This window comes from Stenotrophomonas indicatrix (genome assembly GCF_050573115.1).
Lineage (GTDB): Bacteria > Pseudomonadota > Gammaproteobacteria > Xanthomonadales > Xanthomonadaceae > Stenotrophomonas > Stenotrophomonas lactitubi_A.
Window position 1 is genome coordinate 321,935 of the sequence record NZ_JBNYZT010000002.1, and the last position, 13,428, is coordinate 335,362.

A 13,428-nucleotide genomic window follows, 5' to 3' on the forward strand; every position below is an offset into this window, starting at 1 on the left:
ATGCAAGGAGCTGCGCCATGCTGGCTGTGACCCTCGTCCTGATTGCCCTGGTGCTGGGGCTGAACCTGGTAGCCAGCTTCGTGGTGCTGGGGCGCGACGACCTTCCCATCAGCAGCCGCGCCGGGCAGCTGCTGGTGGTGTGGCTGCTGCCGCTGGTCGGCGCGATCCTGTGCATGGCGATGGCTACCGCAGACGGCTCACCCGCGCGCGCCGATGGCAGTGGCGGTGGCGCCTATGATTCTTCCGGTGGTTCCTCCGGCGACAGCCACAGCAGCCACAGCTACAGCAGTTCGGACTGCGGCGGCGGCGACAGCGGTGGGGGCGGTGACGGAGGCAGCTGCGGCGGCGGCGATTGACGCGAGGTTCCAGGTTGCCGGCAAGCGGCCGGCACTACCCCGGCGAGGCCAGGTCACGGTAGTGCCGGCCGCTGGCCGGCAACATCGATAGGTCACGTCCGGGTAGTGCCGGCCGCTTGCCGGCAACCCCATGAACTCAGGTTCCGCCCTCGGTCGGCAACGGCGCCGGAACATTCAACAATCCACCGCTGGCCACATACGCGGCCAAGGCCTGGCCCTGGCTGAGCAGGTGGCGCTCCATCGTGCGTTCGGCGGCTACGGCATCGCGCCGGCGGAAGCAGTCCATCAGTTCGCGGTGTTCGGCCAACGACTGCGCGGTGCGCCCCGGCGCCAGCAGCTGGCGGCCACGGTGCATCTTCAGGATGCGGTGCAGGTCGTGGGTGATGCGGATCAGCCAAGGGTTGCCGGCGTAATGCTGCACCGTTTCGTGGATGAGGTAGTTGTTGCGGTAGTACTCGGCGATGTTGCCGTCTGCGGCCGCCGTTTCCATCGCCGTGTGCAGGTCTTCCAGCTGCTGCACGCCGACGTCGTCGATGTGCTTGACCGCTTCGTGCGCGCAGCGGCCTTCCAGCATCGCCATCACCGGGAACAGCTGGTTGAGATCTTCCAGCGTGAGCCGGGTGACCCGCGCACCGCGGCCCGCATCGATCTGCACCAGGCCTTCAGCGGCGAGCAGCTTCAGCGCTTCACGCAGCGGCGTGCGGCTGATGCCCAGCTCCTCGCACAACGCCGGTTCGTCGATCCACTCGCCCGGGGGCAGGCGGTAGTCATAGATCCGCTCGCGCACGTGCTCGGCCACCTCTTCGTACAGAGGGGCGCGCTTCTTCGGAGTACGCGGAGCGGGGGCGATGGCCATGCACAAAGTGTAACGCCAGGTAGTGCCGGCCGCTGGCCGGCAACCCGTGATCGTTGGACGGATCCACGAGGTTGCCGGCCAGCGACCGGCAGTACCGCAGGCATTTACATCCAGCCCGGCACCACGAACACCAGCCAGGCCAGCAGGGGGCCGAATGCCACCACCAGGCCGCTGTAGACCAGGAAGCGGCGGAACAGCGTTTCGCGCTCTTCCTTCGCGGCAGAGGCCACCACCAGTGCGCCGTTGGTCGAGAACGGACTGACATCGACGATGGTGGAGGAGACCGCCAGCGCGCAGATCACACCAGCTGCACTGAGATGGCCCTGCATCAGGAACGGCACGGCCAGCGGAATGGTGGCACCCAGCACCGCTGCCGACGAGGCGAACGCGGAGACGATGCCGCCCACGTAGCAGACCAGCAGCGCGCCCAGCAGCGGGATGCCGATGCTGGAAACACCGTGGCCGATGAAGTCCACGGCGCCAGCATGTTCCAGCACGCCGATGTAGGTGACCACGCCGCAGATCAGCAGCACGGTGGACCAGCTGATGCCATCCACCGCACCCTTCTGGCTCTGCGGCGACAGCAGTGCCAGCACCACCGCAACGGTGATCGAGACCAGGCCGACGTTGAGGTTGTAGATCAGCGCGGCCACGCCCAGGCCGAGCAGGCCGATCAGGGTGAACAGGCGCTCGCGGGTCAGGCCCACCGCATCCAGTGCCACCGGATCGTTGGACAGGGTGCCACCACCGGCCGCGACCATCGCACCGTGGCCTTCAATGGCGAACTGCCGCGACGAAGCCTGCGGACCACCGGCCATCGCCAGTTCCGGCGTGCCGACCGTGCCCGCAGCAGTGATCGAACCGCGACGCAGCAGCGCGATGCCGCCGAAGGCGAAGAAGCAGATCGTGGCCATCATGAAGTTGAAGCCGAGGCTGGTCAGGAACACCGCCATCTCGGTGACTTCCAGCCCGGCCTTCTGCACAACGCCATTGGTGATGCTGCCGTACACGCTGATCGGCGAGAAGCCACCCGCCTGCGCGCCGTGGATCACCAGCAGGCCCATCATCAACGGGTTGATGTTGTACTGCTTGGCAAAGCGCAGCGCGACCGGGCCGATGATCGCCACCGCGGCCGGGCCCAGCGCGCCGAAGGCGGTCAGCACGGCGGTGATCACAAACATCACCCACGGGATGGCCACGATATGGCCGCGCACTGCTTTCACCGCCCAGTGCACCAGCAGGTCGATGGTGCCGTTCTTCTGCGCGATGGCGAACAGGTAGGTGATGCCGACCAGGGTGAGGAACAGGTCGCCCGGGAAGCCGGCGAGGACCTCCTTGCCTCCCATGTCGACCCACAGCCCGCCGATGATGAAGGCCAGCGCGAAGGCGACGGCACCCATGTTGATCGGCATCGCGGTGGCGACGATGAACATGATCACCAGACCGATGATCGTTGCAATTTGTGGAGTCATGCGCCCTCCCAGACACCTGATTCGCGTACAGCACGGATGGAAGCCCGCCATCCCGGGGTATGGCCTGTTACGTACTGCGCGTTACGTACTGCTCAAACCCGTTACTGCAGCCGCTGCAGCGCGCTGCGGACCCACGCCGCCGCGCCGTCCAGGCTCTGGAATTCCTCGATCGCGCGCACCTCGCAGCACGGATAGGCCGGCGCGATCATGCGTGCCAATGCGTTGCCCGGACCCAACTGCAGGAACACCCGCGCGCCGCGCTCGAAGGCCTGTCGCATCACCTGTGCCCATTCGATGGTCTGCGCCAGCTGCGCGGACAGCGTATGCACCGTCGCCGTGGTGTCGCGCACCGGCCGTGCATCGATGCCAGCCAACAGCGGCAGGCGAGGGGCATGCAGGGTGGTCGCCTGCAGCGCTGCAGCAAACGGTTCGACTGCCGCCGACAGCAGTGGCGTGTGCGCCGGCACATGCACCGGCACCAGCCGCACCTCCGCGCCCTGCGCGTGCGCGGCAGCGGCCAGCGCCTGCAGGGCCGGCAACGTGCCGCCAACGATGAAATGATCTGCGCCGTTGGCGATGGCCACGTGTACGCCATGGGTTTCGCACAGCGTCTGCACAGTCTGTCGATCCAGCCCCAGCACGGCCTGCATCCCCGCACCAGCGGGGCTGGCAGCATCCATAAAACGCGCGCGCTGGGCCGACAGCGAAAGGCAGGTGGTGGCATCGAAACTACCAGCAATGGCGTGCGCCGCCAGTTCGCCGACGCTGTATCCGGCCAGCAGGATCGGGCTCGGCAGGGTGTCGCGCAGGACATGCCATTGCGCGATGCTGGCAGCGCACAGCAGCGGTTGCGCCTGCGCATTGTCGAAGCGGTCATCGGCGGTTGCGGCAGCGAACACGTCGCGTCCCAGCACGTCGGCCGCCGCGTCCAGTACCGCGCGTGCAGCGGCGATGCCCCGCACGCGGTCGAACATCGCCGGATGCTGCGCACCTTGTCCGGGGCAGAGCAGGGCCAAGCTCATGCACCCTCCTGCTGCAGCAGGAACCAGGCGCAGGCCAGCAGATCGGCACTGCCACCCGGGCTGAGCCGGCGCATCACGAACGCATCGCCCATGGACTGCAGGCGCGCGCGCCAGTCCGGTGCGAAGGCGCCACCCGAGGAAAGGAATGTGGTCGCTTGTTGTTGCGCCCAGTACAGGCCCTCGGCGCCACCACGGTGCAGCAGGTTCAGATCGTCCACCTGTGCCACCAGCTGCATCAGCGTATGGCACAGCGCGGCGTCGCGCGGCAGGCCGCTGTCCAGCGCGTGGCGCAGGGTAGGCAGGGCCAACTCACGCAGCACCGGGTAGCCGGCGGCAGCCTGTTCGCGCACACCGCAGACCCCGTGGCGTGCACGCGCGCGCTGTCCCGGGCTGTGCGGGTCCAGTGGCGCAGCGATGAGCGCGTCGTTCCACTGCTGGACCGCCAGACACACCTGCTCGCCTGATACGGCATGGCCATGCACGCGCCTGCGCTCAGCAGCGGCGGCCACCAGCAGGCCAAGGCTGAAGATCGCACCGCGATGGGTGTTGATACCGCCGGTGGCCGCCAGCATGGCCACTTCGGCGGCAATACCGTGATCGCGCAGCACCGTGAAGGAGGCACCCGCTGCACCGGCCCTTGCCAGCGCAGTGAAGTAGTGACGTAGCGCGAACAGACTGCGCAGGAAGGTGCTGGCATCCATGTCGTCATGGCTGCCGCTGTTGAACGGTGTGACCAGGCCCGGTTTCGGGGCACAGGCCAGCTCGGCATGCAGGCTGGCAATGGCCAGCCGTCCCAAGCGTGCGCTGTCGACCATCGCGCCGTATGCGGGCAACTGCTTCAGAGCGGCGATCATGCGGTCACCTCGCGCGTGTTGAACAGCGCATCGCGTGCTTCCAATGCGGCTCCATCCAGACGTTTCACCAGCACCTGGCGACTGCGGCCGGCAAGTTCGCGCCAGTTCACCGCGCCGCCATCGGGCAGGCACAGCTCGCCATCGAGACGTTGCGGATGGCGGCTCTCCCATGCCAGCAACTGCGCGATCAGCGCCTCGGCCTGCGCGGCATCGGTCACCTGCCATAGCAGGTCGATGTCCGAACGCTCATGTACATAGGGCAGGGCAGTCAGCCATTGCCAGGCGAAGGCGCCGAACACACGGGCCGGGGCCAGTGCCAGCAGGTCGTGAAGTGATTCCTGCCATGCCTGCGGCACAGCGGCGTCGCCTGCTGCCAGCAGCTCACTCAATGTCGGCGGTGCATGCATGCGAGCGACGTCGCGCAGCGGTACGCGCAACGACAGGCGCTGCTTGCCTTCGGCCGGTGGCAGTGGAACGCCCAGTCGCAGGCGCGGATCGGGATCATCCGCTGCACGACGCGCCACTACCGCAGGCAAGCCCTGCGCCAACCACGCGGCAAGGCGCGGCTCGTGCGTGGGCACGTCTGCCCGCCAATCGGCATCGGCCGACAGCCAGACCAGCGTGTGCCGGGCAGGCCGCTCAGGCATTGCCCTGGCTCACTGCAGCGGCCACCTGCGCGGCCAATGTACGGCCACCCCGTTCGGCGCCAAGCGCGGCGCGATGGTCACCGTCGGCGGGTGCGCGCAGCGCGTCCAGCAGATGATGCGCGAGATCGCCCTCCCACAGCGATTGCACCGCGCCCATCGCCACGTAGTTCTCCACGCCCGGCGCGAACACCGGCGAGGTCAGGCTCAGCGCCTGCAGTTTCTCCAGCGGCTGCTTGGTTACCCGTGCCATCGCGCGCAGGTCCATCACCCGCACCTGCGCATCGGGCAGGGCATGGATGTGGTCGGCCATCAGCCCGAACGACAGGAAGCCGCCGCTGACTGATTCGCCATAGACCAGCGTGACCAGGCGCGCACCGCGGCGGCGGGCAAGGTCCAGGGTCTGTGCGAGGTGGGCGAAGTAGCCGTTGATGCCCAGCAGTTCATCGCGGCGCGCCAGCCGCTGGCCGGCGGTATCGACCAGCATCACGATGGGACGCTGCGGATGTGCAGCGGTGCTGGCCAGCACGGTGTCGGCCAACACAAGGGCGTGGTCCACGCCTACTTCGATCCTGTCGGTGGTGCCGATCACCGTCACCTCGCCGTCGTCGGTGGTCGCTGTACCGGTCAGTACCGAATCGTTCACGGCGATTGCATGGCCACGGGTAAACAGCGCATCCAGCAGCGTATTCAATGGCGTGCTCATGGCAGGCTCCTGTGCGCGGTGGCGGCAAGGAAGGCATCGGTTTCCAGCAACGCCAGACGTTCTGGATCTGCAATGCCCTGGCGCGCCCAGATCTGCAGACCATCGTTGCAGTCGCCCCACGCTGCCACGCGCGCTTTCAATGCGGCGTGGCGTGCCTGCAACGCGGCCAGCGCCGCGTCGGTATCGGCGCTGGCGGTGTCTGGCTGCAGTGCATCAAAGGCCGCCTGCGCAAACGCGCCGATCGCATCGGGTACCAGCACCTGCGCCTGGTCGATCAGGTAGCGGTGCTTGCCGCCGGTCACCCGCCACACCAATGCGCGGTCGCGCGAATCGAATTCCTCCACGCCGCGCACGGTCTCGATCACTTCCGGACCGGACAGCGACAGCCGCCCCTCCTCGGACATGATCACCGTGGTGCAGCAGCGGGCGACAATGCCCATGCCACCGAAGGCGCCGTTGCCACTGCCAATCAGCGCGACTACCGGTACCCCCGCCGCACGCGCATCCAGGGCGGCACGCATGATTTCGGAAATGGCGATCAGGCCGGCGTTGGCTTCATGCAGGCGCACACCACCGGTATCGAGCAGCAGCAGCACGCCATCGGGATGGGTGACTGCAGCGCGGCGCAGCAGGCCGGTCAGCTTGGCGCCATGCACCTCGCCCACGCCGCCGCCCATGAATTCACCCTGCTGCGCGGCCACCAGCACGTGTTTGCCGCGCAGGCGTCCTTCGCCGACGACGATGCCATCGTCGAAGGCGGCCGGTTGGTCCAGCTGCGCCAAGTGCGGGCTGATGGCGCGCTGGGCTGGGCCGAGAAATTCGCGGAACGATCCTGCATCGAGCAGTCCGGCGATGCGTGCGCGGGCATCGGCTTCGTAATAACTGTTGCGCTGTGCGAGCGTCATGGCTGGCCTCCGGCACGCAGGGTCTCTACCGCCTGGTCCAGGCGCAGGCTGACCACCGCCGGTGTGGCGCCGGCATCGTTGATCGACACGCGTACATCGCGCAGGGGGTGACGCTGGGCGAAGTCGGCGATCACCGCCTGCCATACCGTGCCGAAGCCACGCGCGGCGGTGATGATGCGCACCGTCATCGCACCGTCCAGGTCGGCCGGTTCCAGCAGGATTTCCAGGTTGCCCGAGGCCAGCACGCCCACCAGCACCGTATCGGTGGGGAAGCGCACAGGCGTCGTGCCGTCGAATCGATAGTCGAGGGTTTCCATGGCGTGCCCCTTACCAGTTGCGGAAGCGCTTGGGCGGGTCGTACAGACCGCCGGACCAGCGCACCAGGTCTTTCACCGAGCGCGCGGCAAGAAGATCGCGGCTGGCATCGCGCACGTTGATGCCGAGATCGTCCGGGCGGCGGATCACTCCGCGGTCGCGCAGGTTTTCCACCATGGCGCGGTCCCGTCCCCTGCCCACGGCGGTGTAGCCGGCCACGCCGCGGATCGCCTGCTCGCGCTCTTCCGGGCTGCGGCACAGCAGCAGGTTGGCGATGCCTTCCTCGGTCAGCACATGGCTGACGTCGTCGCCGTAGATCATCACCGGCGGCAGCGGCATGGCCGCGCGTTCGGCCAGCTCCCAGGCATCCAAGCGGTCGACGAAGGCCGGTGCCATGTGCTCGCGGAAGGTTTCCACCATCTGCACCACCAACTTGCGCCCACGCGGCATCTCGCCCGGCCGCGCGGCCTGCTGGCCCGCTTTGATCCAGGCGTCGCTGGCATGGCGGCGGCCGCGTGCATCAGAACCCATGTTGGGTGCACCACCAAAGCCGGCGATGCGGTCGCGGGTGGCGGTGGAGCTGTTGCCTTGCAGGTCGATCTGCAGGGTGGAGCCGATGAACATGTCGCAGGCATACAGTCCTGCAGTCTGCGAGAACGCACGGTTGGAGCGCATCGAACCGTCGGCGCCGGTGAAGAACACATCCCCACGCGCAGCGATGTACTTCTCCATGCCCAGTTCCGAGCCGAACGAGTGCACCGATTTGACGAAACCCGATTCGATGGCGGGAATCAGCGCCGGGTGCGGATTCAGCGCCCAGTGCTGGCAGATCTTTCCCTTCAGCCCCAACGATTCGGCGTAGGTGGGCAGCAGCAGTTCGATGGCTGCGGTATCGAAACCGATGCCGTGGTTGAGCCGGTTCACCCCGTACTCGGCGTAGATGCCCTTGATCGCCATCATGGCCATCAGCACCTGGATCTCGGAGATCTGCGCCGGGTCGCGGGTGAACAGCGGTTCGATGTGATTCGGGCGCGGCGCCTGCACCACGAAGTTGACCCAGTCGGCAGGAATGTCGACGCGGGGGAGGGTGTCGACGATCTCGTTGACCTGGGCGATGACGATGCCGCCACCAAATGCGGTGGCCTCCACGATCACCGGCGTGTCTTCGGTGTTGGGGCCGGTGTAGAGATTGCCGTGGCGGTCGGCGGCGTGCGCCGCGACCAGCGCCACGCGCGGGGTCAGGTCGATGAAGTAGCGGCCGAACAGTTCCAGGTAGGTGTGGATGGCGCCGATCTGGATGCGGCCCTCGGCCACCAGGTTTGCCAGCCGTACCGACTGCGGCCCGGAGAAGGAGAAGTCCAGCTTCGAGGCAATGCCGCGCTCGAACACATCCAGGTGCGAGGGCAGCGACAGCACCGACTGCACCATGTGCAGGTCATGCACCCGCGCCGGGTCGAGGTCGGCCAGGGCCTGGGCGAGAAAGTCGGCCTGCTTCTGGTTGTTGCCTTCCAAGCAGACCTTGTCGCCCGGTTCCAGCAGCGAGTGCAGCAGTTCGGCGACATCGCCGGCCGCCACCTCGTGGCCTTTGGCCCATGGCGCGGCGCGTTCCAGCCGCGCCTGGCGGCCCCGCTCCAGCGTGTCCCAGCTCGGGTTCATCGACGGACTTCCGAATGGTGTTGGAATAATTACGCCATAATTATGGAGGGGTGTGCAACCCGCAGCGCAGCAAATCTGACCGCCTGGCGTATTCAGTAGATCCACGCCGCGCGTGGATGGTCTTGCAAACGAAAGGGCCCGCGTAGAGGCGGGCCCATTAGGGATTCGTGGTCATCCACGCATGGCGTGGATCTACTGGCAAACAGTGACCCGCCATCCCCCAGCGAGCCCGCAGTTGTTGTTGAGGTTGCCGGGCGCAGCCCAGCAACCTCTCGCAGCTACCTCAGAACTTCCAGCGCAGGCTGGCCGCCACGAAGCGCGGCTCGCCGTAGTTGTTGTAGTCCAGGTTGGCCCAGTAGGTCTTGTCCAGCGCGTTGCGCACGCTCAGCGTCGCCGTCCAGTTGTCGCTGATGCGGTAGTTGGCGTTGAACTGCACCAGCGCATACGCCGGCTGGTTCACCGTCACCGTGGTGCCCACACCCACCGGGTAGGGGATGTTGTAGCCCTGCACCTTGCTCTGCCACTGCACGCCACCGCCGATGCTCAGGCGCTCCAGCGCGCCGCGCAGCTGCAGCTGGGTATTGAGCTGCAGCAGGTTTTCGGCCGGATTGGCGTACAGCAGATCGGTGGCCGCACGGGTCACCTTGACGTGGGTATAGCCAGCGTTGACCGTCCAGCCCGGCAGGATCTCGCCGTTGACGTCCACCTCCCAGCCGCGCGCCTTGGTGCCGTTGACACCGATGAAGGCCGAGCTGCCATCGCTGAGCGAGCCTTCCGGCACGCCCATGTCACGTACCGCGTAGTTGTCCTGCTTGGCTTCGAAGATCGCCGCGTTGGCGGTCAAACGGCCGTCGAACCACTGCGTCTTCAGGCCCGCCTCCAGGTTGGAGCCCTGCACGGGAGCCAGCAGGTTCTCGTTGCGGTCCTTGTTGTTCTGCGGGTTGAAGATCTCGGTGTAGCTGGCATAGGCCGCCACGTTCGGGGTGATGTCGTATACCAGGCCCACGTACGGGGTGACTTCATCGCTCACCTTGTACGCGCCGCTGGTGGCGGTGTAGGCGCCGGCGGCGTTGTAGGCACGGGTCTGGGTCTGCCAGCGACTCAGGCGTGCGCCGGCGATCAGCGCCAGCGGATCAGCCAAGCGCAGGCGGGTGGCAAGATAGAAACCGCTCTGCGTGGTCTTGGCCACGCGGCGTGCGCCGGTGAGGGTGTACGTCACTTCGGAGATGTCGCCATCCCAGGTGTGCACGTTGGGGATGTAGTAGCAGCGCTCACGGCCACAGGTCGCCCAATCGCGCGGGTAGTTCAGCGCCAGGGTATTGGTGGTGCCTTCCAGGTCGGCCCACTGTGCGCCCAGGGTCACGTCGTGCTCCTGGCCCCACAGGTTGAAGGTGCCGGTCAGGTAGGCGTCGACGTTGCGGCGGGTGTCTTCCGAATCGCCGGCGGCGGTGCGCAGGTAGATGCCCGCGCCGGTCACCGGGTCGGGATTGCCGGTGCCATACAGGCGCATGTTCTGCACATTGCCGCGGGTGTAGGCGGTGTTGATCTTCAGCAGCCAGTTCTCACCGAAGCGCTGTTCCAGGTTGGCGAATACCGTGCTGGTCTCGCGCTGCCAGTAGCTCCACTTCGGTGCCAGGTTGGTCGAGCGCGGCAGATGCGCGAAGTTGCCCTTGCTGTCGAAGAACGGCACGGTGCCCCAGGTCGAACCCACCGGGTTGTTGTCCTGGGTCTGGTAGCCGACGGTGACCGTGGTGCTATCGGTCACATCGCCTTCCAGCACGGCCATGCCGGCCATCTTGTTCTCTCTGTAGCGGTCGTAATAGAAATCGCGGTCGGTGTAGGCGGCGACCACGCGGCTGCGGAAGCGGCCGTCGGCGGTCAGCGGCGCGGTCACGTCCGCTTCCATGCGGCGGTAGTCCCAGCTGCCGGCGCTGACCGAGAACGAGGCGTCGAACTCCTTGCCCGGGCGCTTGCGCAGCAGGTTCACCGTGGCCGACGGCACGCCGGCGCCGCTGAGCAGGCCGTTGGCGCCGCGGATCACTTCCACCCGGTCGTAGAACGCGGTGTCGTATTCCTGGTTGGTCGAGCCGCTGTAGGTGGGAATGCCGTCCACCTGGAAATCGGTGATGGCAAAGCCGCGCGCGTAGTACAGCGGGCGCTGGGTGTCATAGAAGGACACGCTGACGCCGGTGACATTGCGCATCACGTCGTTGAGGCTGAACAACGATTCGTCCTGCAGGCGCTGCAGGCCGATCACCGTGGACGACTGCGGCGTTTCCTGCAGGGTGATCGGCAGGCGGGTGGTGCTGGACGGCGGCGCTGACTGTTCGGCACGCACGCTCACCCGGTCCAGGGTCTTGGCGTCGGCCGCGTCGGCAGCGACATCGGCAAACGCCGACGGTGCAGCCAGCGCGAGGGAGGACAGCAGCGCGGCGGGCAGCAGCGCACGGCGGGGCAGGCGGGTACGGAAGGTCGGGGACATGGTGGGCTCGAAGCGTGGAGGCGGGGAAGGGCGGAAACAGTCGTCCAGCACCCGGGCGGCGGCTTCGGGCACATCAGGTCCATCTGGGAGTGGCGCGGTCACTGCGCAGGATGCAAATGTAAATAATTCTTAACAACATTACAATTCGCGTCATTGCGCACTGGCTTGTCGGCGCCTGGCAGGGGCTGGGGCGGGGTCGGATGCCGTTGCCGCAGGCGATGGGCTCCGACCCAGTAGGTGCCAATCCACGGCGGGTCAGAGCCCTCCCTTCCGGGAGGGATTCGACCCTCAACCGCACAAACGCAGACGGCCACCCGAGGGTGGCCGTCCGTTTGCATCCGTAAACCGCAGGCTTACAGCGCCTGCAGTTCCTCGTTGGCGTTGCGCTTTTCCTTGGCCGGCGCCGGGGCCGGCGCGGCCGTCGGTGCCAGGGCCGGCGTCGCGCCAGCTTCCACTGGAACGTCCAGGTAGGGCAGGTGCAGGGTCTGGCTGGTCAGCGTGCGGATCTCGTTGGTCAGCGCGGCACTGTCGTTGAGCTTGCGGCCGTACGACGGCACGATCTCGCGCAGGCGGGCTTCCCAACCGGCCTTCATCTGTTCCGGGAAGGCCTTGGCCATCAGGTCGAGCATGATCGGCGGTGAGGTCGAGGCGCCCGGCGAGGCACCCAGCAGCGCGGCGAGGGTGTGGTCCTTGTCGGTCACGATCTCGGTACCGAACTGCAGCACCGCGCCCTTCAGCGGATCACGCTTGATGATCTGCACGCGCTGGCCAGCGGTGACCAGCTTCCAGTCGCCCGGCTTGGCGTTGGGGAAGTACTTGACCAGTTCGGCCTGGCGATCGGCGTCGTTGAGGCGCGCTTGGCCCATCAGGTACTGAACCAGGTCCAGGTTGTCCTTGCCCACTTCCAGCATCGGGCCGACGTTGTTGTGGTTGACCGACGAATACAGGTCCCACCACGAGCCGTGCTTGAGGAACTTGGTGCTGTACAGCGCGAACGGCCCGAACAGGACCACCGGCTTGCCATCCAGCTTGCGCGCATCCAGGTGCGGCACCGACATCGGCGGCGAACCGGTTTCGGCCATGCCGTAGGCCTTCACGCCATGGCGCGAGGTCACGTCCTGGCCCTGGAAGGCGAGGAACTGGCCGCCCACCGGGAAGCCGGCGTAGTCCTTCGATTCCGGGATGCCCGACATCTGCAGCAGCTTCAGCGCGGCGCCACCGGCACCGATGAACACGAAGCGGGCGTGGGTGGTGGATTCGGTGCCGGCCTTGAGATCCTTCACCGTCACGTTCCAGCTCTTGTCCACGTTCTGCCGCAGGGCGCTGACCTCATGGTTGAGGTGCAGGCCGAAGTTCGGGCTGTGCTGCAGGCCGGCGGTCAGCTGGCGGGTGATGACACCGAAGTTGACGTCGGTGCCCAACGGCATCCAGGTCGCGGCGACCTTCTGCTTCGGGTCGCGGCCTTCCATCAGCAGCGGTGCCCACTGCTTGATCTGCGCCGGGTCCTCGGAGTACTGCATGCCGTAGAACAGCGGGTTCTTCACCAGCGCCTGCTGACGCTTGTGCAGGTAGGCGATGTTGTCATCGCCCCAGACGAAGCTCATGTGCGGGGTCGGGTTGATGAAGTCGCTGGGCTGGCTCAGCCGGCCTTCCTTCACCTGGTGCGACCAGAACTGGCGCGAGACCTCGAACGATTCGGCGATGCCGACCGCGCGCTTGGTCTCGATGCTGCCATCAGGCAGTTCCGGGGTGTAGTTCAGTTCGGCGAATGCCGAGTGGCCGGTGCCGGCGTTGTTCCAGCCATCCGAGCTTTCACCGGCGACGCCGTCGAGGCGCTCGTAGACCTGGATGTTCCAGTCCGGCTGCAGTTCCTGCAGGTAGGTAGCCAGGGTGATGCTCATGATGCCGGCGCCGACCAGCACGACATCGACGGGCTTGTCGTTGCTCGCGGCGGGCACCGAGCGCTTGGTCAGCGGCCAGTACAGGAACAGTGCGGCGACCAGCAACAGCAGCACGAGCAGGGCGAGGAGGGCCTTGCCAAATTTCTTCATGGGGGCGGAATCGTTGGCGGGGGGAAGGGGTCAGGATGCGCAAGAAGCAGGGAAAGAGCGTGAAGAAACAACGCCTTGCAGCATTCCAGGGTCAATTTTAACCGCTTCT

12 protein-coding genes are annotated in these 13,428 nt (G+C 66.7%); 1 reads left to right on the forward strand and 11 read right to left on the reverse strand.

Annotated elements, in window-relative coordinates; translation table 11 throughout:
• Positions 1–17: 17 nt before the first annotated feature.
• Complete coding sequence (locus tag ACQ5SA_RS07465) at positions 18–356, forward strand: hypothetical protein (protein ID WP_353098475.1); 339 nt, start codon at positions 18–20, stop codon at positions 354–356.
• 136 nt (positions 357–492) lie between these two features.
• Here the strand turns inward: ACQ5SA_RS07465 and ACQ5SA_RS07470 are convergent, their stop codons facing one another.
• The 11 genes from ACQ5SA_RS07470 to mqo form a co-directional block, all read right to left on the reverse strand.
• Entirely contained in the window at positions 493–1,212 is a 720-nt protein-coding gene (locus tag ACQ5SA_RS07470; protein ID WP_499313776.1) for a GntR family transcriptional regulator, read from the reverse strand.
• Positions 1,213–1,316: 104 nt separating this feature from the next.
• Complete coding sequence (locus ACQ5SA_RS07475; RefSeq protein WP_499313778.1) at positions 1,317–2,684, reverse strand: SLC13 family permease; 1,368 nt, start codon at positions 2,682–2,684, stop codon at positions 1,317–1,319.
• A gap of 101 nt (positions 2,685–2,785) precedes the next feature.
• Complete coding sequence (gene mdcH, locus ACQ5SA_RS07480; RefSeq protein ID WP_499313780.1) at positions 2,786–3,706, reverse strand: malonate decarboxylase subunit epsilon; 921 nt, start codon at positions 3,704–3,706, stop codon at positions 2,786–2,788.
• Positions 3,703–4,560, reverse strand: a complete 858-nt coding sequence (gene mdcB, locus ACQ5SA_RS07485) for a triphosphoribosyl-dephospho-CoA synthase MdcB (protein WP_499313782.1) — start codon at positions 4,558–4,560, stop codon at positions 3,703–3,705. Before mdcB ends, mdcH begins: the two co-directional genes overlap by 4 nt.
• Positions 4,557–5,207, reverse strand: a complete 651-nt coding sequence (mdcG, locus tag ACQ5SA_RS07490; RefSeq protein WP_499313784.1) for a malonate decarboxylase holo-[acyl-carrier-protein] synthase — start codon at positions 5,205–5,207, stop codon at positions 4,557–4,559. Before mdcG ends, mdcB begins: the two co-directional genes overlap by 4 nt.
• A complete protein-coding gene (gene mdcE, locus ACQ5SA_RS07495; RefSeq protein WP_353098481.1) occupies positions 5,200–5,910 on the reverse strand; it encodes a biotin-independent malonate decarboxylase subunit gamma in 711 nt (236 codons plus the stop codon). The genes mdcG and mdcE overlap by 8 nt, the downstream gene beginning before the upstream one ends.
• Entirely contained in the window at positions 5,907–6,815 is a 909-nt protein-coding gene (locus tag ACQ5SA_RS07500) for a biotin-independent malonate decarboxylase subunit beta (RefSeq protein WP_499313786.1), read from the reverse strand. The genes mdcE and ACQ5SA_RS07500 overlap by 4 nt, the downstream gene beginning before the upstream one ends.
• The gene (gene mdcC, locus ACQ5SA_RS07505; RefSeq protein WP_312785601.1) at positions 6,812–7,132 is read right to left on the reverse strand and encodes a malonate decarboxylase acyl carrier protein; all 321 of its coding nucleotides are present in this window, start codon (positions 7,130–7,132) and stop codon (positions 6,812–6,814) included. Before mdcC ends, ACQ5SA_RS07500 begins: the two co-directional genes overlap by 4 nt.
• 10 nt (positions 7,133–7,142) lie before the next feature.
• Entirely contained in the window at positions 7,143–8,786 is a 1,644-nt protein-coding gene (gene mdcA, locus ACQ5SA_RS07510) for a malonate decarboxylase subunit alpha (RefSeq protein WP_499313788.1), read from the reverse strand.
• 283 nt (positions 8,787–9,069) lie between these two features.
• A complete protein-coding gene (locus ACQ5SA_RS07515) occupies positions 9,070–11,268 on the reverse strand; it encodes a TonB-dependent siderophore receptor (RefSeq protein ID WP_499313790.1) in 2,199 nt (732 codons plus the stop codon).
• Between the two features lie 353 nt (positions 11,269–11,621).
• A complete protein-coding gene (gene mqo, locus ACQ5SA_RS07520) occupies positions 11,622–13,319 on the reverse strand; it encodes a malate dehydrogenase (quinone) (RefSeq protein ID WP_499313792.1) in 1,698 nt (565 codons plus the stop codon).
• Positions 13,320–13,428 lie beyond the last annotated feature (109 nt).